Source organism: Pseudomonas putida (assembly GCF_028682455.1).
GTDB lineage: Bacteria > Pseudomonadota > Gammaproteobacteria > Pseudomonadales > Pseudomonadaceae > Aquipseudomonas > Aquipseudomonas putida_AA.
In genome coordinates, this window is the sequence record NZ_JANHLD010000002.1 from 408,744 (window position 1) to 428,299 (window position 19,556).

The window sequence follows — 19,556 nt, forward strand, 5'->3', positions numbered from 1 at the left end:
AGCGAAATGAAGAGCTTGGCCCTTTCACTGCTTCCCCTGTTCCTGACCGGCTGCGGAACGATCAATACCGTGTTCAAGGCGGACGAGGTGGCGAGCAACGAGCTTGCCCGGTGGCAATCTCATTGCGATGCCGTTCCACGCATCTACAGCGGCGCGATTCTGGATTTTTGCGCGCTGCATGCTGAGCCCGGTAACAGCAGCAGCGGCTATGGCCGGCCGTCGGCCGAGTTGATGCTGGTGGACATGCTGCTCTCAGGGGTAGCCGACACCGTGGTGTTGCCCTACACCCTCTACCTGCAGAGCAGGGACGGCAGTATCCCCAAGAGACAGGCCGAGTAAAGGTGAAGGTTGCCGACAGCTTTCACGTCACAGGTTGTATGAGTGAGGCGCCCTGATTGCGCACATTGCCCACGGCAAGACTCACGCGGAACCACTCGAACGCTTCAGGCGGCTCGCCCAGGTCGAGGGCCATCTGCTCGGCCTGTTCCCTGAGCATGGCCGGCTCCAGCCATTGGCGCGCCAGTTCAGGGGCAAAGACCACCGGCCGCCGGTCATGCACATCGACCATGCCACCGAGACTGTCTGCGGTGATGAGGACGAAGCCATCGTGCTCACTGGCGACGGTGCTGAACTGGCCTATGCCCGCACACAGGGCTGGACGCCCGTCCCGACGCCTGACCAGGTAGGGCTGCTTCTTCGGCCCGCCTTCATCGACCCATTCAAACCAGTTATCGACTGGCACGATGGCCCGGTGCGGCCAGATGGCCCTGAAAAACGGGCCGTGGGCCACTTTCTCGACCCGGGCATTGATTGGCGCCGCGCGGACCGTGGCCCAGTGTGGCCGCCATCCCCAGCGCACCCGGTGGGCATGAACGACACCCTCGTTCAGGTGCAGAAGAGCTACCTGGGAGGTCGGGGCGACGTTGTAGCACGCAAGGGGTTGGTCGCCAACATGGTTGGCCAGCGGATTGGGCATGCTCAGGGCGTCGACGAAATCGTGGATGCCGTGGTATTGGCTTAGTCTTCCACACATGCTGGGCACCCTGCGTCTGGAACCGATTTCAATACTGTAGGGCAAGTGCTCGACGGCTGTGGGGCACTTACACCCGAACGCAGGTGTTGCGGTAAGATGGCCGCCGAAACGACTGCCCCCAAAAAAAATTCGCAAACACAAGAATAAGACCGAGACAATCGATGACCAATGGCGCCCAGCTCAGGAACGACATTCAAGGCCTTCGGGCAATTGCCGTTCTCGGTGTAATTCTGTTTCACGTCAATAAGCACTGGTTGCCAGGTGGCTTTATTGGCGTAGATGTCTTCTTTGTGATCTCCGGGTTTCTCATTACCCAGATCATTCTGCGCAAAAAAGAGGCCGGTACGTTTTCATTCGTCGACTTCTACATGCAACGAGTGCGACGGATCGTGCCGGCTTACCTGGTGCTGCTGATCGTTGTCGCTGCATGCATGGGGCTGTTACTCATCCCAAGGGACTTTGATTCCTTCAAGGACAGCGTCAAGGCAGCGTTGTACTTCAATAGCAATGGCTTTTTTGCTGCGCAGAATGACTATTTTGCACCTGCAGCACATGAACTGCCTCTACTGCACACTTGGTCGCTGGCGGTGGAGATGCAGTTCTACTTGCTACTGCCTTTTGTGTTGATAGTGACGCCCAAGCGGTTGTTGGCGCCGGCCCTGATCCTGATAACCGTTTCTCTGGTTGCCTATTCGGAGTTTCTGCTTCAACAGGATCTTCGACAGACAGTGTACTTTTCCCTGGCCGCGAGAATTCCCGAGTTCCTCATAGGCAGCCTGGCGGCTATTGTTCCCGCAGGCCATCAATTAAAAAAGCGCGCTTCTGATGGCCTGGCCTGGCTTGGTGCCGTATTGATGGTGTCGAGCTTCATTCTTGTTTCTGACGGCCAGAATTTCCCGGGGTTGCTGGCACTGCCAGCGTGTTTGGGCGCTGCGTTGCTGCTGGTTACCCGTTACACCACGTTGAACCAATTATTGTCACTGCCGCCCCTGGTGTTTCTGGGCGCGTTGTCCTATTCGCTGTACCTGTGGCACTGGCCGATTCTGGCGGCTCTACGCTATTTTTCGGGAAGGTATGAACTAGGAGCAAGCGCTGGATTGTTGTTTGCTGCTCTCACCCTGGCTTGCGCCTGGCTGTCTTATCGTTATGTCGAAGCACCTTTTCGCGGTCGTGTTTCAATGCCATCGACAGTTACCCGGCTCGGTGTGCTGGGGGGCGCTTCGATTGCAGTGTTGGCGGCGGCCGGGGCGCTGAACAGCAAGCTGGTGGCGCCATTGCCCGTAAACCTCACTCGGTATGCGGTAGATGCTGAGATCTGTCACGGCAAGATCGTGGGCGACTGTATTCGAGGCGACAAAACATCGGAGCGCACGTTGCTCATGCTAGGGGATAGCCACGCAGCGCAATTGAATTACTTTGCAGATATTGTGGGGAACGCCATCCATGCAAAAATCAAAGTCATCACTTCTAGCAGTTGTGTGACTATTCCCGGCTTTGATGCGCAGCGGATTCTTGAAGGGGCGCGCCAAGCGTGTCTGGACCAGATTGTTGAAGGGGAAAAGTACACATCCGCAGCTGATGGGATCATCATTGCAGGTATGTGGCAATACCAGGCACCCAGTGACAAGTTTATGGCGCAGTTGGATCAATTCTTATCGACAGCAGCTGCTCGAAATCAACAGGTATTGGTATTGGCTCAAGTGCCCATGCTGACGTCGAACCCGCAACGGATTTACCGGGTCAACAGCATTGGCCTTGATCTGACTGCCGCCCTGAATACGGAATGGTCAGCCGCCAACTCGAAAGTAAGGGACCTGGTCGCCAGGCATGAAAATGCAGAATTTCTTGATCTATCGGCCGATGAGTTTTTTTCTCACGTGCCTGTACAAGACAACACATTGATCTATCAGGACACCCACCACCTCAATGAGGTGGGCTCGCAGCGTTACGGGGCCGTTGCAGTGCCTTACGTAAAGGAGTTTCTCGAGCGTGCTTACCTGTTGAGAGCTGCTACGGGAAAGGAATCGTCGCTTTCACACGCGGAATGACTGTAGAGCCGAAGTGCACGCTCGGTAGATGAGTTGCACAACTGCTCGTTGCCGGCTTTTTGTGCTTCTTTGGCTTGATCGAGCAATTTGTGTAATTCGTCTACTTTGCCTTCCTCCATCTGCCCGTAAGGACACGCGCGCATGCCCTCTGAAGTCGTTCGTTGCAACGTACCGGTTGCCTCGCTGATCTACCCGCAGGTGACCCGCGCCAGTTTCATCGATGCCCAGCAAGTTGTGCTGGCCGATTCGCATCGACCCGCCATGGCGTGTTTTCTCGACGTGATGGCCGGCATGCCCGGCTGGATCGACAACCTCATGGCGCTGCGAAATCGTGTAGTGCAAGCTTTCGGGCTCAAGGACCTGGGGCGGCTGACGCGCATCGATCGCCAGCGCGATCCGGCGAGCTACCAGCCCGGCGAGCGGGTGGGGGTTTTCACCCTGATCCGCAATACTGCCGAAGAGGTGTTGCTGGTCGATCGCGACAAGCATCTGGACGTCTACATCTCGCTGCTTTGCAAGCCCGCCACGGTCGACGACACGCGTACTGTGGTGGTGTCGACCGTGGTGCATACCCATAACCTGCTCGGGCGCCTCTACATGCTGCCGGTGGCGCCATTTCACCGTTTCATTGCACCAATCGCCCTGGGCCGTTTGCTCCGCACCCAGCCCTAGACGAACGCCTGGCCATGAAAGCCGCGAGGCAGGCGCTGCAAGCCCGGCAGGGCGGTCAGACGCTCGGTCCAGGCGGCGCGCCAGTCGTTGGCAGCGGGATGGGCGCGGGCCTTGCGCGCGGCTCGGCGGGCGGCGTTGCGTTGCTCACGCCGTGCATCCTTGTAGGCGTCGGTGTTGCGGCAGCTGCGGCATTTGACCCGGTTGAGTTCGGTTGTGGAGACCAGTTTGTTGCCGTGATGACCACAGGCCAGATGGCCTGCGACCTTGAAGTGAGTGACCATAGGGTTCCTCCTTGCACTGTTCGGACCGAACAGGCTTATTCGATTGGACCTCACGCCGTTGCCGACAGTTCGATGGGTTCAGGACGAGGTGTGGCGCTGCACGGCGAACTGCTTGCGAAACCACTCTTCGAGCATGGCCTTCTCGGCATACAGGCGATCACTCTGGGCCCGGCGGCCAGGGCGTTGCAGATAGGTCTTGTCGCTCACGCGGGCGTCTGCCTGGCTCAGGGTCTTGCCCTGTTGCGACAACACGTAGTGCAGGTCGATGGTGGGCCAGGTAATGTCCCGCATAAAGCGGATCTCATAGGCTTGAGGGTGCCAAGGTTCGTAGCGGCCGGCCAGGTCGATGTCACGGATGTCGATGCGCAAGGTCTGGCCGGGCGGCAGGTAACGCTTACCCAGTTGCTCCAGGTATTTGCGCAGTTCCGTCATGACATATTCGTCGGCGCCGCGCTCGTAGCCGTGGCTGTCCAGGCTGGCATCGCGAAACTGTTCGGGCTTGTCGTAAATGACCTCGACAGAGGACGCCGAGGGCGTCTGCGCCAGGCTGCTCGACGCCAGCAGGCTCAGCGCGACAAAGGTCAGGGCAGGGCGCATGATTCACCTCCAGGTGCAGTTGTCTGCACAGCATTTATTGTACGCCTGCAAGGGTGGCAGGTCAGGGGAGTACCACGTGGGTAGGATCGAGCGGTTCGCGGTGAATGAACAGGGCCGGGATTTTGCCGTGGGGGATATCCATGGCCATTTTCAGCGCCTGCAGGCACAACTGGATCGTGTCGGTTTCGATCCGCAGGTGGATCGGCTGTTCAGCGTGGGCGACCTGGTCGACCGCGGCCCCGAATGCACCGAGGCACTTCACTGGTTGGCGCAACCCTGGTTCCATGCAGTGCAGGGCAACCACGAGGCGCTGGCGGTGACCCATGTCAACGGCGGCTGGCTGGACTATGGGCAGTACCGCGCTGCCGGTGGCGGTTGGTTCCTCGATCTGCCAAGTAGCGAGCAGGCGCACTTTGCCGAGCGTTTCGCGCGCATGCCCCTGGCGATTGAAGTCCAGACAGCGGGTGGGCTGGTGGGCCTGCTGCATGCCGATTGTCCGTGTGCCAGTTGGGCGGCGTTGTGCGAGCAGTTGCAGGACCTCGGCGAAGACGTTCAGGAGTATTGCCAGTGGTCGCGCCGGCGCCTGCAGATCGACGACGACACACCCATTGCCGGGCTTCGCGCGCTGATCGTAGGCCACACCCCGCTGCACAGGGTGCGGGTGTTGGGCAACATCTGGCACATCGATACCGGCGGTTGGTCCCGAGGCCACTTCAGCGTGCTGGAGCTGGGCAGCCTTACCCTGGCCAATTCCATACCAGGTGAATGAGCACGCCCAGGGCCAGCAGCACCAGTACCGCACCCGACACCCGTTCGAGCCAGGGCAGCGCCCGGGCGAAACGCCGGCGCACCCTCAAATTGCCGATGGCCAAGGCTACGAGCACATCCCAGCCCAGAACCACCGCGAACATCCACACGCCATAAAAAAGCTTCCAGCCAGGCCCGGTGCCACCGACCATGCTCGCCAGGCTGACATAAAACAGCGCGTTCTTCGGATTGAGGACCCCGGACATAAAGCCCATGCCCAGCCCCTGCCACCAGGACGCTTGCACCACAGTGGTGGTATCGGCAGCGGCCAGCGAGCTGCCGCCGGCATGGCGAATGAACAAACAGCCGAGGTACAGCAGGTAGGCGCAGCCGGCCAGTTGAACGGCAGTGAACACCGGGCTGTGCGGCTGCAGTACCGATAGCCCGCCGAAGGCTGCAAGGATAAACGCGCCGTTGGCCAGGGCAATGCCCAGGCAGGCGCCGGTTGCCACCCGCCAGCCTGCGCTCATCGAACTGCGCGCCACCAGGAAGAAATCCGGCCCCGGCGAAAGCAGGGCGAGAAAATGCGCGGCGGCAACCATCAGGAACTGCTCCATGAAATTCAATCTTGTTCAGCGACAGGGCTGGCGATTGTCCGGGCAGGTTGACGTGGCTGTATTGAACAAAATTGCAGGGCGATCAGCTGCGGTAGTGTCCCGGCGTGACCCCGGTGTAGGCCTTGAACACGCGCTGGAAATGGCTCTGGTCGGCGAACCCCAGGCGGTAGGCGACATCGGCAACCGGCTTACCTTCGCGCAACCAGCCACGGGCCAGGTTTACCCGTTGATTCAATTGGAAGGCATGCGGGGTAAAGCCGGTGGCAGTGCGAAAGGCGCGGATCAGTTGGTAGCGCCCCATGCCCGCCAGCTCTGCCAGCTCACCCAGCGACAGCGTGTTGTGGGCCCCTTCGTGCAGGCATTGCACCACCGACTTGAGCGCGCCCTCCGGTAGCGGCGGCAGGACCGAATGGGCTAGCGGTGGATGAGTATCGGCATCAAAGTCGCCCAGGAACTCGATCAGCGCCGCCTCTTTTTCAACTGCCGGTGTCGTCGAGAACAACACCTGGTTGAGCTGGCACAGGCGTTGGTAGGTTTGTCCGTCGCGGCTGATGCGGACCGGCTCGTTGTCGCAGGTCGAGTGGCCAGACTCGTGGCGCAGTGCCTGCAGCCAGCCAGCGTCCAGATGCAGCATCTGGTAGCTCCATGCCTTGCCAGGTTCGGGGTTGCAGGCGTGCATGCGCCGGGCGGGTACAAAAACCAGTGTGCCGGGCTCCAGCCGCACCTGCCCCTGGCCTGCACCGGTGAACAGGCTGCGGCCCCGGTCCACGGCGCCGATGGAGAAGGTCGGGTGACTGTGGGGCTTGTAGCAGGCGCGGCTGTCGCAGGCCTGGCGGCTTTCGATAAACGGCAGTGCTGGGTCACGCCAGAATGCGCTCTGAAGTTCAGCGACCCTGCGCATGCTGTTCACCGGTCGATACTGGGTGTTGTGCGTGCAACCAGGCCAGGACTTCTGGCCAGTACGGCGCACCGCTGACTTCGCGAAAAAAGCCGAAATGCCCGACAGGTGCTGGTAGGTCCGCCTTGTGACGCAGCTCGAAGTGCAGGGCGGGGTAGCTGCTGTAGAGCTTTTGCGCAGCGGCGGGTGGCACGTAGGCGTCATCGGCGAACTGCAACGAGAGTACCTGGAGCGAGAGGGTACGATAGGCCTGTGCGGCATCCAGCCCTGCCGCAGGCGACAGCAGGTAGTCCGGATGGTTGACCCAGGTCGCCCAATCGCGCATCAGGCTGCTTGGCAGGTTCTCCGAGCCAAGGCCGACGGCGCGGGCGGGAAAGGTTGGCGACAGGCGGGTGAGTAGTGGGATGAGCAACTTGAACAAGGTCCAGTATTTCACCCGCTGGGGCGAAGGCCAGCGCCGCCAGTAGGCGAAGGATGCGCCGACGAAGACAGCGCCGTGCAAGGCTCGGGAGCGCGGGGCGAGGCCCAGCAACTGGGCGCCGATGCTGTGACCGATCAGGTAGACCGGTTGCCCGCCTGCAAGTGCCAGGGCGCTGCCAAGCATGCTGTCCAGGTCCTGGCGCCCCCAGTTTTCCAGGCGCAGCAACTCGCTGGGCATCGGCCCGGCGGCCTTGCCGGTACCCCGGTAGTTGAAGGTCATGACCCGATAGCCCCGGTCGGCCAGGAACTCTGCGAAGCGACTGTAGAAACGCATCGGCACGCCCAGGGCGCCAGCAATCACGATCACCGGTGTGTCGGTCGGGGTGTTGTCGGGGGTGTGCAGCGAGGCGTGCAAGCGAGTGCCGTCCGGGCACTGTACTGTCTGTTCCATCATGCTCATGGGCTGTCTCTGCGGGCGGGATGCAGGAGCACCATGCAAGTGGATTGCACGGTAGAAGTCAACCGTGGCGCGCGACGTACACGCACAGTTTTCATCCCCAACTGTACCTTGACGCTGATAGCGCCCGGAGCGAATCTTGTGGCCTTGCCACCGGAGAACCGCCATGGAGCTATCCACACTTGCCTTGTTCGTGCCCGCCTGCTTCGCCCTGAACATGGCGCCAGGCCCGAACAACCTGCTCTCCTTGAACAATGCCAGTCGTTACGGCTTGCGGATTGCCTGTGTGGCAGGCATCGGGCGGTTGCTAGCATTCGCCGGCATGATCGGGTTGGCGGCCATGGGCCTGGCGGTGGTGCTGCATACCAGCGAGTACCTGTTCCTGACCATCAAGTTGCTGGGCGCCGCCTACCTGTTCTACATCGCCTGGCAACTGTGGCACGCGCCAGTGGCCGCCGCTACCGTGGTCGCCGGACGCAGCAGTGGCACGCTGCGCCTGGCCCGCCAGGAGTTCTGGGTGGCGGCGGGAAACCCGAAGGCCATCCTGATCTTCACCGCCTTTTTGCCGCAGTTCATCCAGGTCGGCAGCCCGGTGCCGGTGTCCGAGCAGTTCGCCTGGCTGGGTGGGATGTTCCTGCTGCTGGAGTGGCTGGCCATCGCTCTCTACGGCTGGCTTGGCGCCTACCTGCAGCGCTGGTTCAACCAGCCCGGGCCGCGGCGGCTGTTCAACCGGGCGAGTGCGACCTTGCTCGGCCTGGCAGGGGTTGGCCTGTTGGCGGCGCGGCGCGCATGACGCCTCGAGGGGAAGGGGCTTATAGAGAAAGGTTCTGAACCAGGCGCGGTAAATGTCCTAGGCTTGTGGCTGGGAATCGGGCACATGGAACGGTTGCCCGCCACTTGCCAAGGAGACGTACCGATGCTCTCGACCCTGGAGTTGCGCAACATCATAGAAAGCAGTTTTCTACCCGTGCGCTGCCAATGCACCCAGGCAGCGGACCGCTCGCTGACGGTGCGGGTATTTGATCGCAGTTGCGAACGGGTGGATTTGCTGGTGACCGGCATCAGTGCCGATCAGCTGACCAGCAGCCGGGCCATTTCCAACCTGATCGTCGGCCTGCGCAACGACCTGGCCGACCAGCACCGGCTCCGGGCAGGACGACGCAGCGACAGCCTTTAATCGCGGTAGAACACCTGCACCAGGTGATAGCCGAACTTGCTCTTGATCGGACCGTGCACGGTGCGCAGCGGTTTTTTGAAAATGACCTGGTCGATGGCGCCGACCATCTGCCCCGGACGCACTTCGCCCAGGTCACCCCCGCGCTTGCCCGACGGGCAGGTGGAATACTTCTTGGCCAGCACGTCGAACGCCTCGCCCTTGGCGATGCGTTGCTTGAGTTGTTCGGCTTCTTCAGCGGTCTTGACCAGAATGTGCCGGGCCTGTGCTTTCATTTCAAAATGCCTTTGCGATACGGAAAACGCGCCATTATGCCTGATCGCGCAACTCCGGGCGGTCGCGAAATTGCTCCAGCGCCTCGGGGTTGGCCAGGGCATCGGTGTTTTTCACCGGCTCGCCATGCACCACGTTGCGAATCGCCAGCTCCACGATCTTGCCGCTGATGGTGCGCGGGATATCGCTGACGGCGGCGATCACCGCCGGTACATGACGCGGGGTGGTGTTGCTGCGGATCTCCTGGCGAATCCGCGACTGTAGCGCCTTGTCTAGCACCAGGCCCTCGCGCAGGCGCACGAACAGCACCACGCGCACATCGTTGTGCCAGCGCTGGCCAATGGCGACGCTCTCCAGTACCTCTTCGATCTTCTCCACCTGACGGTAGATTTCTGCGGTGCCGATGCGCACGCCGCCGGGGTTGAGCACGGCGTCCGAGCGACCGTGAATGAGCATGCCGCCATCAGGCGTCTGCTCGGCGTAGTCGCCCTGGGCCCAGATGCCGGGGAACTGGCTGAAGTAGGCTGCGCGAAAGCGCTCGCCTTGCGGGTCGCTCCAGAAACCCAGGGGCATGGCGGGAAAGTGCCGGGTGCAGACCAGTTCGCCTTTCTCGCCGACCAACCCATGGCCGTGGTCATCCCAGACCTCCACGGCCATGCCCAGGCCCTTGCACTGGATCTGGCCGCGGCGTACCGGCAGCACCGGATTGCCGATCACAAAGCAGGAGCAGATATCGGTACCGCCAGACATCGAGGCCAGGCACAGGTCTGCCTTGAATGCGCGGTAGACGTAGTCGTAGCTCTCCGGCGACAGCGGCGAACCGGTAGACAGCAACAGCTTGAGCGAACCCAAGCGGTGACTTCGGCGCGGCTGCACATCGGCCTGCTCCAGTGCGGCCAGGTATTTGGCGCTGGTGCCGAAGGCGCTGATCCGCTCGTTGTCGATCAGGTCGAGCAGGCGCTCGGGGGTGGGGTGAAACGGCGAGCCGTCATACAACACCAGGGTGGTACCGACGGCCAGGCCGCTGACCAGCCAGTTCCACATCATCCAGCCACAGGTGGTGTAGTAGAACAGGACGTCGTCCGCGCCCAGGTCATTGTGCAGGCCATGCTCCTTGAGGTGCTGCAGCAGCACCCCACCGGCACTGTGAACGATGCACTTGGGCACACCGGTGGTGCCGCTGGAGTACAAGATGTAAAGCGGGTGGTCGAACGGCAATGGGGTGAATTGCGGCTCGCCGCCGGGCTGGTAGAAGTCGTCCCACAGGCCGATGCGGGCGCTGCTGTGAAATTCGTCGCTGCGGGTGTTCGTGCGGGTGTAAGGAACCACCAGCAGTTGTTCGAGGCTTGGCAAGCGGGCCAATACCTCGTTGATCTTGTCGACCTGGTCGATGGTCTTGCCGGCGTACTGATAGCCCGCACATACCATCAGCAACTTGGGCTCGATCTGGCCGAAGCGGTCGATGATGCCGTGGGTACCGAACTCGGGAGAGGAGCAGGACCAGATGGCGCCGAGGCTGGTGCAGGCAAGCATGGCCACCAGGGTTTGCCAGGTGTTGGGCATGCAGGCGGCAACCCGATCGCCAACGCCAATGCCGCAGGCCTTGAAGCTGCGTTGCAGCCCGGCGACCTGCTCGGCGAGTTCGGCGTGGCTGATCACCCGGCGTTCACCGTCCTCGCGCACAACGATCAGCGCCGGCTGATCATCGCGCCGGCGCAGCAGGTGTTCGGCAAAATTGAGAGTGGCGCCGCTGAACCAGCGGGCGTCGGGCATGTGCCGGCCTTCGCTGAGTACCTCGGTGGCCGGCTGATGCCAACGCACGTCGAAGGTGTCGGCCAGGGTCTGCCAGAATGCGGCACGCTGCTCGATGCTCCAGCGGTGCAGCTCGCCGTAGCTGGCAAGCGTGAGGCCGAACCTGCGGTTGACCTCGCGGCGAAAGGCATCCATGCGTGTTGCCTGGATGTGAGCCTTGCTCGGTTGCCAGAGCACGTCGTTCATGCCGCGTCCCCTTGGTTGGACCCGTTTATTCCACTGTAGCGTTCTTCACTTCATCCGACGCCGACCAGATGCGGTAGCGCACCTGGACGCCTTCGGGCACGTAGACCACCACCGGCAGCTTGCTGTTGTAACGCAGCAGGAAACCGTCGCCGACCACGGGCACAAAGGCTTCTTTCCTGGTGTTGTCCGGGCAGGCCATCATGGTCGAGGCCGGACCCATGACCTTCTCCAGGCGGTAGTAGCTGTAGCCCCAGCCTTGCAGGGTTTTCTCTTCCAGGCTGCCGCCCAGGTGCTGGCGGTTGCAGTCGACCTGCAACTGCTTGCCGGCCATGACTTCGAGTTTGAACGCCGACTCGTCGGCTTGTTGCGGCAGGTGGATGACCTGGCGGGTAAAGCCTTTTTCGGCCTCGGGGTAGGGCGCAACATCCTTGAGGCTGGCGGCCTGTACCGAAGTACCGACAGCCAGGGTCAGGGTGAACAACGCGGTGAGGGGGATAGGGCGCATAAGGCCTCCTTGCAGATAAAAAAGCACGATGCCGCAGCCAGATCCCGGGCCGCCCGTCACTGGGCCAGCCAGCCACCGTCGATGTTCCAGGCAGCGCCACGAACCTGACTGCCAGCCTCGCTACAGAGGAACAATACCAGCTCACCCAAGTGTTCGGGAGTGACGAAGGCCAACGAAGGCTGTTTCTCGGCCAGCAAATCATGCTGGGCTTGTTGGGCGGGAATCCCCGAGGCAATGCGATCGTCGATCTGTTTTTGCACCAGCGAGGTCAGCACCCAGCCCGGGCAAATGGCGTTGCAAGTGACGTTGCTGGTGGCGGTTTCCAGGCCTACCACCTTGGTCAGCCCTACCACCCCGTGCTTGGCCGCGACGTAGGCGGCCTTGCCGACGGATCCGACCTGGCCGTGAACCGAGGCGATATTGACGATGCGCCCCCAATTGCGCTGGCGCATGCCCGGCAAGGCCAGGCGGGTGCCGTGGAAAACCGCAGAAAGGTTGACGGCGATGATCGAGTTCCAGCGCTCGATCGGAAACTCGTCGACTGGTGCGACATGCTGGATGCCGGCGTTGTTGACCAGGATATCGACACTGCCGAACTCGCGTTCGGCATAGGCGAACAGGTCTTCGATCTGCTGCACATCGCCAAGGTCCGCCGGGTGATGACCGACGCGGGTGCCATGGCGGGCGACCTCGGCGATGGCCGCACTGGCATCGCCGAAACCGTTGAGTACCAGGTTGGCCCCGGCCCGGGCCAGGACGTGGGCGATGCCCAGGCCGATGCCGCTGGTGGACCCGGTGACCACTGCTGTCTTGCCGTTGAGATGCATGGGTTGCTCCTTAGACGATACCGGTGGCATAGAAGGTGGCGATGACCACGAACACAGCCAGGGTCTTGATCAGCGTAATACCAAAAATGTCCTTGTAGGCTTCGCGGTGGGTCAGGCCCGTGACGGCCAGCAAGGTGATCACCGCGCCGTTGTGCGGCAGGGTGTCCATGCCGCCGCTGGCCATGGCGGCTACCCGGTGCAGCACTTCAAGCGGAATGTCGGCGGCGTTGGCCGCGGCGATGAAGGTGTCCGACATCGCCGCGAGGGCGATGCTCATGCCGCCGGAGGCGGAGCCGGTGATACCGGCCAGCAAGGTGACGGTGATGGCTTCGTTCACCAGCGGGTTGGGAATGGCCTTGAGGGCGTCGGCCAGCACCAGAAAGCCTGGCAACGAGGCGATGACCGCGCCGAAACCGTATTCGGACGCGGTGTTCATCGCCGCCAGCAGCGCGCCGCTGACGGCGCTCTTGCTACCTTCGGCCAGGCGGCTCTTGATTGCGCCGAAGCCAGCCACCAGCACCAGCAGGATGCCCAGCAGCAACGCCGCCTCGACCGCCCAGATGGCCGTGAGCTTGGCGATCTCGGTTTGCACCGGAGCGCTCATGCCCGGCAGGCTCAGGGTATGGGTCTTGCCGTACCAGGCGGGAATCCAGTGGGTAAACAGCAGGTTCATGACTCCCACCAGCAGCAAGGGAGACAGCGCCAGCCAGGGGTTGGGCAGCTTGAGGTCGGCGGCGGTTTCCGGTTCGTTGCGAAGCTCCGTGCCGTAGCCTTCGCCGGCGCGCTGGGCCTTGTTGCGCTGGCGCTGCAGGTACAGCATGCCGGTGCAGAACACGAACACCGTGCCGATCAGGCCGAGCCAGGGCGCGGCCCAGGCAGTGGTGTTGAAGAAGGTGCTGGGGATGATGTTCTGGATCTGCGGGGTGCCGGGCAGGGCATCCATGGTGAAGGAAAACGCGCCCAGGGCGATGGTCGCCGGGATCAGGCGCTTGGGGATGTTGCTCTGGCGGAACATCTCGGCGGCGAACGGGTACACCGCGAACACCACCACGAACAGCGAGACGCCGCCGTAGGTCAGCAAGGCGCAGACCAGTACGATCACCAGCATGGCCTGGCGGGTGCCGAGCAGGCGGATGGCAGCGGCAACGATGGAGCGTGAGAAGCCCGACAGTTCGATCAGCTTGCCGAACACCGCGCCGAGCAGGAACACCGGAAAGTACAGCTTGATAAAGCCGACCATCTTCTCCATGAACACCCCGGTAAAAGCCGGGGCGACGGCGGAAGGGTCGGTGAGCAACACCGCACCGAGGGCGGCGATGGGGGCGAAGAGAATAACGCTATAACCACGGTAAGCAGCCAGCATGAGCAGCGCGAGGGCTGCCAGGGCGATGATCACACTCATCGAGTGTCTCCTTGGGTGCATCTTGTTTTTGTAGGTTGCTGGAGATAGCGGGAATCGTGCCAAGTAGCTATGTTGTTGAAATATATGAATATTTATAGATTCCGGGGAGGTTTTGTCTCTAACAGGAGATTCGCTTGGCAAGCCAGCTCCTGCAACGTCTAGGAGCGGGCTAGCCTCGCGATAAAGTCTCAAAAAAGAAACGAAAGTCTCTTTATTGAGATGAGATCCCCAGCGCAACCAACTTCTTGTAAAGCGTCGACCGCCCCAACCCCAGCACCTGCGCGGCCTGTGGCACATTCCCGGCGCAGCGCGCGAGGGTATCGGCCAGCAGCTTGCGCTCGAACTCGGCACACGCCTGTTTATAGCTCAACTGCGGCGCCAGCACGGTCAGCGGCGCCAGATTGCCCAGCGCGGCCTGCACGTCCTGCGCATCCAGGCGAGGCCGGTCGGCGAGCAGGGTGGCGCGCTCCAGTACGTTGCGCAGTTCACGGATATTCCCAGGCCAGGCATGGCGGGCCAGCAGCGCCTGGGCATCGGGGTCCAGTTCATGCTGACTGCCGAGCTCTTCAAGAATCGCTTCGCTCAACGCCGGCAAATCGTCCAGGCGCTCGCGCAGCGGGGGCACCTGGATCGGCAGCACGTTGAGCCGGTAATACAGGTCGGCCCTGAACTCGCCCCGGGCCATGGCCGCGGCAAGATCGGTAGAGGTGGCGGCAATGATGCGCACGTTGCTGTGCATCATCTGGTTGGAGCCCACTGGTTCGTATTCCTTCTCCTGGAGCACCCGCAGCAGTTTGCTTTGCAACGGCAGCGGCATGTCGCCGATCTCGTCCAGGAACAAGGTGCCGCCTTCGGCCAGTTGCAACTTGCCGGGACGACCCTTGCGGTCGGCGCCGGTATAGGCGCCCGGCGCGGTGCCGAAAAACTCGGCCTCGAGCAGGGTTTCGGGGATCGCCGCGCTGTTGATGCTGACAAAGGCCTTGTGCGCCCGTGGCGAAGCAGCATGGATGGCATGGGCCAGCAGCTCCTTGCCGGTGCCGGTCTCGCCCAGCAGCAACACGGCCGAATCACTGCTCGCGCCACGCCGGGCCCGGCGTTTCACCTCAAGGCTTGCGGCGCTGGTGCCGATGAACTGGGCAAAGCTGTACTTGGCCTGGCGGGCCTGCAGCAGCGAGCGGGTCGAGGCCAGTTCCTGCTGCATGCTGGCGTAGCGCTTGAGCAGGGGCGACAGGCTGCGCAATTCGTCGAACAGGGCAAAGCCGATGGCACCGATCAGCTCGCCATTGCCGTCGTGTACTGGCAAGCGCATGACCACCAGGGGCTCCTTGGGGGTGTCTAGCATGTCCAGGAGGATCGGTCGGCCGTTGCTCAACACCTCGCGCATCAGGCTGCCGGGAATCACGCTTTCGCAAGGCTGGCCAATGGCGCTGGCAGCGTCCTCCAGGCCAAAGCGTCGCGCATACCGCTCGTTCATCCACACGATGCGTGCATCGCGATCGACAATGATGGTGCCTTCACTGGACTGCTCGATGATTTCAAACAGTGATCGGATCGCCAGCAGGCGTACCTGCTGGTAGTCCTTGAGGCTGTCACTGGCAGGCATGGGCCGCTCCCTGGAGGTCAAAGGCTGGAATTATGCCCGTGGATCAAAGGCTTCGCGCAAGGCATCGCCAATGAACACCAGCAGCGACAGGATCAGCGCCAGGGCGAAGAACGCGGTAAAGCCCAGCCAGGGTGCCTGCAGGTTCTGCTTGCCCTGGTTCACCAGTTCACCCAGCGAGGCGCTGCCGGCGGGCATGCCGAAGCCCAGAAAGTCCAGGGCGGTGAGGGTGGTGATGGCCCCGGTGAGAATGAACGGCAGGTAGGTCAGGGTAGCGTTCATGGCATTGGGCAGGATGTGCCGCAGGATCACCCAGCGGTCCTGCAGGCCCAGGGCGCGGGCGGCCAATACGTACTCCAGGTTGCGCCCGCGCAGGAACTCGGCGCGCACCACATCTACCAGGGCCAGCCAGGAGAACAGCGCCATGATCCCCAGCAGCCACCAGAAGTTGGGCTCGACAAAACCACTGAGAATGATCAGCAGGTAGAGCACCGGCAACCCGGACCAGACCTCCAGCAGGCGCTGCCCGATCAGGTCGACCCAGCCGCCGTGATAGCCCTGCAGGGCACCGGCGGCAATGCCGATCACGGTACTGATCACAGTCAGCGCCAGGGCGAACAGGATCGAGATGCGAGTTCCGTACAACACCCGGGCCAGCACGTCCCGGGCCTGATCGTCGGTGCCCAGCCAGTTCACCGCCGTCGGCGGGCTGGGCGTGGGTTGCTGCAAATCGTAATTGGGGGTGTCGGCACTGAAGGGAATCGGCGCGAACAGCATCCAGCCGCCCTGGTCCTTGATCAGCTGTTGCACGTACTGGCTGCGGTAATCGGGCTGGAACGGCAACTGGCCGCCGAATTCCCGTTCGGTGTAGCGCTTGAAGGCCGGGAAATACAGCTGGTCCTGGTAGCCCAGCAGCAAGGGCTTGTCGTTGGCCACCAGCTCCGCACCCAGGCTCAGCACCAGCAAGCATATGAACAGCCACAGCGAATACCACCCCCGCCGGTTGCGGCGAAAAGCGTGCAGGCGTCTGCGCGAGACCGGCGACAGGCTGAACATCAATGCGCCCTCGTGGCAAAGTCGATTCGTGGATCGACCAGGGTGTAGCACAGGTCACCGACCAGGCGGATCAACAGGCCGAACAGGGTAAAGATGAACAGTGAGCCGAACACCACCGGGTAGTCCCGCGATACCGCCGCCTCATAACTCATGCGGCCCAGGCCATCGAGGGAGAAAATCACCTCGATCAGCAAGGAGCCGGCAAAGAACACCGTGATCAAGGCCTGGGGAATGCCGGCCACCACCAGCAGGATGGCGTTGCGAAACACATGGCCGTACAGCACCCGCCGTTCACTCAGGCCCTTGGCCCGGGCGGTAATCACGTACTGCCGGGTGATCTCGTTGAGGAAGGCGTTCTTGGTCAGCAAGGTCAGGGTGGCAAAACCGCCGATCACCAGCGCACCTACCGGCAGCACAAGGTGCCAGAAATAGTCGGCCACCTTGCCCAGCAGGCTGAGTTGATCGAAGTTCTCCGACACCAGGCCACGCACCGGGAACCAGTTCAAAGAGGTGCCGCCGGCGAACAGCACGATCAACAGCAGGGCGAACAGAAATGACGGCAAGGCGTAGCCGATCACGATCAGGCTGCTGCTCCAGGCATCGAACGCCGTGCCGTGGCGCACCGCCTTGCGGATCCCCAGGGGGATCGACACCAGGTAGGTGATCAAGGTGGCCCAGAAGCCCAGCGACAGGGTCACGGGCATTTTCTCAAGGATCAGGTCGGTGACCTTGGCGCCGCGAAAGAAGCTGTTGCCAAAGTCCAGCCGGGCGTACTGGCCCAGCATCAGCCACAAGCGCTCGGGCGCCGATTTGTCGAAACCGTACTGGTGCTTGATGTCTTCGATCAGCTTGGGGTCCAGGCCACGGCTAGCCCGGGAACTGGCATGCAGGGTTTCCACGCTGGCCCCAGGCGCGCCACCGCCGATGCCCTGCAGACGGGCGATAGCTTGCTCCACCGGGCCACCGGGCGCGGCCTGGACGATGACGAAATTGACCAGCAGGATGATCAGCAAGGTCGGAACGATCAGCAGCAGCCGCCGCAGGATGTAGGCGGTCATGGCTGCTCCTTGAGGCGCTCGGCCATCTGTACGTTGGTCAGCGCCGTGGGACTGATCTCCCACCAGCTATCGAGCCCTTCGTCGTTGCTGGCCTGCACCTTGGGCAGGCCGAAGCGGTTCCACCATACGGTGGAGGAGCCGGGCGGGTAATAGTTGGGAATCCAGTAGTAGTTCCACTGCAGAACCCGGTCCAGGGCATGGGCGTGGCGCAGCATGTCGGCCTGGGTAGTGGCCTTGACCAGGCCGTCGATCAACCGGTCCACCGCCGGGTCCTGCAGGGCCATGTAGTTGTTCGAGCCCGGATCGTTGGCCGAGGTCGAGCCGAAGAAGTTGTACAGCTCGATACCGGGCGAAGTCGTTACCGGGTAGCCGGTGACTATCATGTCGTAGTCACGGGCCATCAACCGGTTGACGTACTGCGAAGGGTCGATACGGCGGATGTCGAGGGTTATGCCGATCTGCGCCAGGTTGCGCTTCCAGGGCAGCAACACGCGTTCGAACCCGGTCTGGGCGTTGAGGAAGGTAAATTGCAGTGGCTCGCCCTGTTCATTGACCAGTCGATCGCCTTCGGGCTTCCAGCCTGCCGCCTTGAGCAAGGCCAGCGCCTGCAGTTGCTTGTCGCGAATCAGCCCCGAGCCATCGGTGCGCGGCGCTTCGAACACCTGGGTAAACACCTCGTCCGGCACCTGCCCGCGCAAGGGGTCGAGCAGCGCCAGCTCGCCCTGGTCGGGCAACGCCCGGGCCGCCAGGACACTGTTTGAGAAAAAGCTCTGCTGGCGGATGTACAGGTTGCGCATCATCTGCCGGTTACTCCACTCGAAATCCCAGAGCATGGCCAGCGCCTGGCGCACCCGGCGGTCCTTGAACACCGGCCGCTGCAAGTTGAAGACGAATCCCTGGGCCGTCTGCGGTGCCTGCCTGGCCAGATGGGCGCGTTGCAGGCGACCGTCTTCCAGGGCCGGGCTGGCGTAGCCAATGGAGTAGCCGGTGGCGGAAAACTCCCGGTTGTAGTCGAACCCTGCGCCACGCAACACCTGGCGTGCCACTTCGGTATCGCCGAAGTATTCGATGCGCAGGCGGTCGAAGTTGTAGCGGCCGCGGTTGACCGGCAGGTCGCGGGCCCACCAGGTCGGGTCGCGCTCAAAGGTGATGCTGCGGCCGTTGTCGATCGCCCCGATCCGGTAAGGCCCGCTGCCCACCGGCGCCTCGAAGCCGCCGCCGCTGGCAAAGTCGCGGTCCTTCCACCAGTGCTCGGGCAGCACCGGCAGCGTGGCAAGATCCAGGGGCAGGGTACGGTTGAGGTTGCTCTTGAAGTGAAAGCGGATCTGCCGAGGCCCCTCGATCTCGAGCCGCTCGACATCGGCGAACTGGGTGCGGTACTTGAGGTTGCCTTTTTGCATCAGCGTCTCGTAGCTGAAGCGCACATCCTCGGCACGCACCGGCTGGCCATCGGCAAAGCGCGCGCGGGGGTCGAGGTAAAAGCGCAGCCACAGGCCTTGAGGGTCGCGCTCGAGCTGGCGTGCTATCAGGCCGTACACCGTGTAGGGCTCATCTTGCGAGCGTACCGCCAGGGGCGCGTACAACCAGCCATCGACCTCGGCAACGCCGGTGCCTTTGTCGATATAGGGCAAAACATGGTCGAACTGGCCGATCTCGATCGCCGAGCGGCGCAAGATGCCACCTTTGGGGGCGTCGGGGTTGGCGTAGTCGAAATGCTTGAAACTGGCGGGATAGCGGGGTGCTTCGCCATAGACCGTGAGGGCGTGACTGGGGGCTGCCAGGGCGGCATGGGTCCAGGCCAAGATTAGGACGAAGACTACAGCAAGAGAGGAAGGAGCGAGTTGCAAGTGCCTGACTACCTGTGCCCACGAGTGTGGCTGTAGCTTAGCAGCT

Annotated in this window: 21 protein-coding genes; 6 read left to right on the forward strand and 15 right to left on the reverse strand. The window is 62.4% G+C overall.

The window, feature by feature from the left end; all coding sequences use genetic code 11:
* The first annotated feature begins 6 nt into the window (after nt 1-6).
* Complete coding sequence (locus tag NPS58_RS12615) at nt 7-339, forward strand: YceK/YidQ family lipoprotein (RefSeq protein WP_274115685.1); 333 nt, start codon at nt 7-9, stop codon at nt 337-339.
* Between the two features lie 22 nt (nt 340-361).
* Here the strand turns inward: NPS58_RS12615 and NPS58_RS12620 are convergent, their stop codons facing one another.
* On the reverse strand, nt 362-1,033 hold the full coding sequence (locus NPS58_RS12620) for an SOS response-associated peptidase (RefSeq protein ID WP_274115686.1): 672 nt from the start codon (nt 1,031-1,033) through the stop codon (nt 362-364).
* Between the two features lie 161 nt (nt 1,034-1,194).
* Between NPS58_RS12620 and NPS58_RS12625 the strand changes: the two genes are divergently transcribed.
* Together NPS58_RS12625 and NPS58_RS12630 are read left to right on the forward strand one after the other, a co-directional pair.
* Nucleotides 1,195-3,081, forward strand: coding sequence for an acyltransferase family protein (locus NPS58_RS12625; protein ID WP_274115687.1), 1,887 nt, complete (start codon nt 1,195-1,197; stop codon nt 3,079-3,081).
* 141 nt (nt 3,082-3,222) lie between these two features.
* Nucleotides 3,223-3,753 (forward strand): DUF2867 domain-containing protein, encoded by a 531-nt coding sequence (locus tag NPS58_RS12630; RefSeq protein WP_274115688.1) that lies wholly within the window; start codon nt 3,223-3,225, stop codon nt 3,751-3,753.
* Here the strand turns inward: NPS58_RS12630 and NPS58_RS12635 are convergent.
* The gene (locus tag NPS58_RS12635) at nt 3,750-4,034 is read right to left on the reverse strand and encodes a hypothetical protein (protein WP_274115689.1); all 285 of its coding nucleotides are present in this window, start codon (nt 4,032-4,034) and stop codon (nt 3,750-3,752) included. The two genes, NPS58_RS12630 and NPS58_RS12635, sit on opposite strands and share 4 nt — an antisense overlap.
* A 78-nt stretch (nt 4,035-4,112) precedes the next feature.
* The gene (locus NPS58_RS12640) at nt 4,113-4,631 is read right to left on the reverse strand and encodes a DUF3016 domain-containing protein (protein ID WP_274115690.1); all 519 of its coding nucleotides are present in this window, start codon (nt 4,629-4,631) and stop codon (nt 4,113-4,115) included.
* 76 nt (nt 4,632-4,707) lie between these two features.
* Between NPS58_RS12640 and NPS58_RS12645 the strand changes: the two genes are divergently transcribed.
* Nucleotides 4,708-5,400, forward strand: a complete 693-nt coding sequence (locus NPS58_RS12645; RefSeq protein WP_274115691.1) for a metallophosphoesterase — start codon at nt 4,708-4,710, stop codon at nt 5,398-5,400.
* Here the strand turns inward: NPS58_RS12645 and NPS58_RS12650 are convergent.
* The 3 genes from NPS58_RS12650 to NPS58_RS12660 form a co-directional block, all read right to left on the reverse strand.
* Nucleotides 5,369-5,995 (reverse strand): LysE family translocator, encoded by a 627-nt coding sequence (locus NPS58_RS12650; protein ID WP_274115692.1) that lies wholly within the window; start codon nt 5,993-5,995, stop codon nt 5,369-5,371. The two genes, NPS58_RS12645 and NPS58_RS12650, sit on opposite strands and share 32 nt — an antisense overlap.
* Before the next feature lie 82 nt (nt 5,996-6,077).
* A complete protein-coding gene (locus NPS58_RS12655; RefSeq protein WP_274115693.1) occupies nt 6,078-6,896 on the reverse strand; it encodes an AraC family transcriptional regulator in 819 nt (272 codons plus the stop codon).
* Nucleotides 6,880-7,773 carry an alpha/beta hydrolase family protein gene (locus NPS58_RS12660; RefSeq protein ID WP_274115694.1) on the reverse strand — a complete coding sequence of 298 codons (894 nt, stop codon included), beginning with the start codon at nt 7,771-7,773 and terminating at the stop codon, nt 6,880-6,882. The genes NPS58_RS12655 and NPS58_RS12660 overlap by 17 nt, the downstream gene beginning before the upstream one ends.
* A 163-nt stretch (nt 7,774-7,936) precedes the next feature.
* Here NPS58_RS12660 and NPS58_RS12665 point away from each other — a divergent pair, with 163 nt between their 5' ends.
* Complete coding sequence (locus tag NPS58_RS12665) at nt 7,937-8,563, forward strand: LysE family translocator (RefSeq protein WP_274115695.1); 627 nt, start codon at nt 7,937-7,939, stop codon at nt 8,561-8,563.
* A 123-nt stretch (nt 8,564-8,686) separates the two neighbouring features.
* A complete protein-coding gene (locus NPS58_RS12670; protein WP_274115696.1) occupies nt 8,687-8,947 on the forward strand; it encodes a DUF1652 domain-containing protein in 261 nt (86 codons plus the stop codon).
* Here the strand turns inward: NPS58_RS12670 and NPS58_RS12675 are convergent.
* The 9 genes from NPS58_RS12675 to NPS58_RS12715 form a co-directional block, all read right to left on the reverse strand.
* A complete protein-coding gene (locus NPS58_RS12675; protein ID WP_007932676.1) occupies nt 8,944-9,219 on the reverse strand; it encodes a peptidylprolyl isomerase in 276 nt (91 codons plus the stop codon). The genes NPS58_RS12670 and NPS58_RS12675 overlap by 4 nt on opposite strands.
* Before the next feature lie 34 nt (nt 9,220-9,253).
* Nucleotides 9,254-11,215, reverse strand: a complete 1,962-nt coding sequence (locus tag NPS58_RS12680; protein WP_274115697.1) for an acetoacetate--CoA ligase — start codon at nt 11,213-11,215, stop codon at nt 9,254-9,256.
* 25 nt (nt 11,216-11,240) lie between these two features.
* On the reverse strand, nt 11,241-11,720 hold the full coding sequence (gene eco, locus NPS58_RS12685; RefSeq protein ID WP_274115698.1) for a serine protease inhibitor ecotin: 480 nt from the start codon (nt 11,718-11,720) through the stop codon (nt 11,241-11,243).
* A gap of 56 nt (nt 11,721-11,776) precedes the next feature.
* Nucleotides 11,777-12,547 carry a 3-hydroxybutyrate dehydrogenase gene (hbdH, locus tag NPS58_RS12690; RefSeq protein WP_274115699.1) on the reverse strand — a complete coding sequence of 257 codons (771 nt, stop codon included), beginning with the start codon at nt 12,545-12,547 and terminating at the stop codon, nt 11,777-11,779.
* Nucleotides 12,548-12,557: 10 nt separating this feature from the next.
* Entirely contained in the window at nt 12,558-13,949 is a 1,392-nt protein-coding gene (locus NPS58_RS12695) for a GntP family permease (protein WP_274115700.1), read from the reverse strand.
* A gap of 211 nt (nt 13,950-14,160) precedes the next feature.
* Nucleotides 14,161-15,552: a sigma-54 interaction domain-containing protein gene (locus tag NPS58_RS12700; protein WP_274115701.1), complete on the reverse strand. Its 1,392-nt coding sequence runs from the start codon at nt 15,550-15,552 to the stop codon at nt 14,161-14,163.
* Between the two features lie 30 nt (nt 15,553-15,582).
* Nucleotides 15,583-16,605 (reverse strand): ABC transporter permease, encoded by a 1,023-nt coding sequence (locus NPS58_RS12705; RefSeq protein ID WP_274115702.1) that lies wholly within the window; start codon nt 16,603-16,605, stop codon nt 15,583-15,585.
* Nucleotides 16,605-17,663, reverse strand: a complete 1,059-nt coding sequence (locus NPS58_RS12710; RefSeq protein ID WP_274115703.1) for a microcin C ABC transporter permease YejB — start codon at nt 17,661-17,663, stop codon at nt 16,605-16,607. The genes NPS58_RS12705 and NPS58_RS12710 overlap by 1 nt, the downstream gene beginning before the upstream one ends.
* Nucleotides 17,660-19,465 (reverse strand): extracellular solute-binding protein, encoded by a 1,806-nt coding sequence (locus NPS58_RS12715; RefSeq protein ID WP_274115704.1) that lies wholly within the window; start codon nt 19,463-19,465, stop codon nt 17,660-17,662. The genes NPS58_RS12710 and NPS58_RS12715 overlap by 4 nt, the downstream gene beginning before the upstream one ends.
* Nucleotides 19,466-19,556 lie beyond the last annotated feature (91 nt).

Coding starts and splice junctions, on each gene's coding strand:
- NPS58_RS12655 (WP_274115693.1), bottom strand. CDS start 6,896: ATGCGCAGGGTCGCTGAACTTCAGAGCGCATTCTGGCGTGACCCAGCA.
- NPS58_RS12650 (WP_274115692.1), bottom strand. CDS start 5,995: ATGGAGCAGTTCCTGATGGTTGCCGCCGCGCATTTTCTCGCCCTGCTT.
- NPS58_RS12675 (WP_007932676.1), bottom strand. CDS start 9,219: ATGAAAGCACAGGCCCGGCACATTCTGGTCAAGACCGCTGAAGAAGCC.
- NPS58_RS12625 (WP_274115687.1), top strand. CDS start 1,195: ATGACCAATGGCGCCCAGCTCAGGAACGACATTCAAGGCCTTCGGGCA.
- NPS58_RS12670 (WP_274115696.1), top strand. CDS start 8,687: ATGCTCTCGACCCTGGAGTTGCGCAACATCATAGAAAGCAGTTTTCTA.
- NPS58_RS12640 (WP_274115690.1), bottom strand. CDS start 4,631: ATGCGCCCTGCCCTGACCTTTGTCGCGCTGAGCCTGCTGGCGTCGAGC.
- NPS58_RS12620 (WP_274115686.1), bottom strand. CDS start 1,033: ATGTGTGGAAGACTAAGCCAATACCACGGCATCCACGATTTCGTCGAC.
- NPS58_RS12660 (WP_274115694.1), bottom strand. CDS start 7,773: ATGAGCATGATGGAACAGACAGTACAGTGCCCGGACGGCACTCGCTTG.
- hbdH (WP_274115699.1), bottom strand. CDS start 12,547: ATGCATCTCAACGGCAAGACAGCAGTGGTCACCGGGTCCACCAGCGGC.
- eco (WP_274115698.1), bottom strand. CDS start 11,720: ATGCGCCCTATCCCCCTCACCGCGTTGTTCACCCTGACCCTGGCTGTC.
- NPS58_RS12665 (WP_274115695.1), top strand. CDS start 7,937: ATGGAGCTATCCACACTTGCCTTGTTCGTGCCCGCCTGCTTCGCCCTG.
- NPS58_RS12700 (WP_274115701.1), bottom strand. CDS start 15,552: ATGCCTGCCAGTGACAGCCTCAAGGACTACCAGCAGGTACGCCTGCTG.
- NPS58_RS12630 (WP_274115688.1), top strand. CDS start 3,223: ATGCCCTCTGAAGTCGTTCGTTGCAACGTACCGGTTGCCTCGCTGATC.
- NPS58_RS12705 (WP_274115702.1), bottom strand. CDS start 16,605: ATGTTCAGCCTGTCGCCGGTCTCGCGCAGACGCCTGCACGCTTTTCGC.
- NPS58_RS12615 (WP_274115685.1), top strand. CDS start 7: ATGAAGAGCTTGGCCCTTTCACTGCTTCCCCTGTTCCTGACCGGCTGC.
- NPS58_RS12680 (WP_274115697.1), bottom strand. CDS start 11,215: ATGAACGACGTGCTCTGGCAACCGAGCAAGGCTCACATCCAGGCAACA.
- NPS58_RS12710 (WP_274115703.1), bottom strand. CDS start 17,663: ATGACCGCCTACATCCTGCGGCGGCTGCTGCTGATCGTTCCGACCTTG.
- NPS58_RS12695 (WP_274115700.1), bottom strand. CDS start 13,949: ATGAGTGTGATCATCGCCCTGGCAGCCCTCGCGCTGCTCATGCTGGCT.
- NPS58_RS12635 (WP_274115689.1), bottom strand. CDS start 4,034: ATGGTCACTCACTTCAAGGTCGCAGGCCATCTGGCCTGTGGTCATCAC.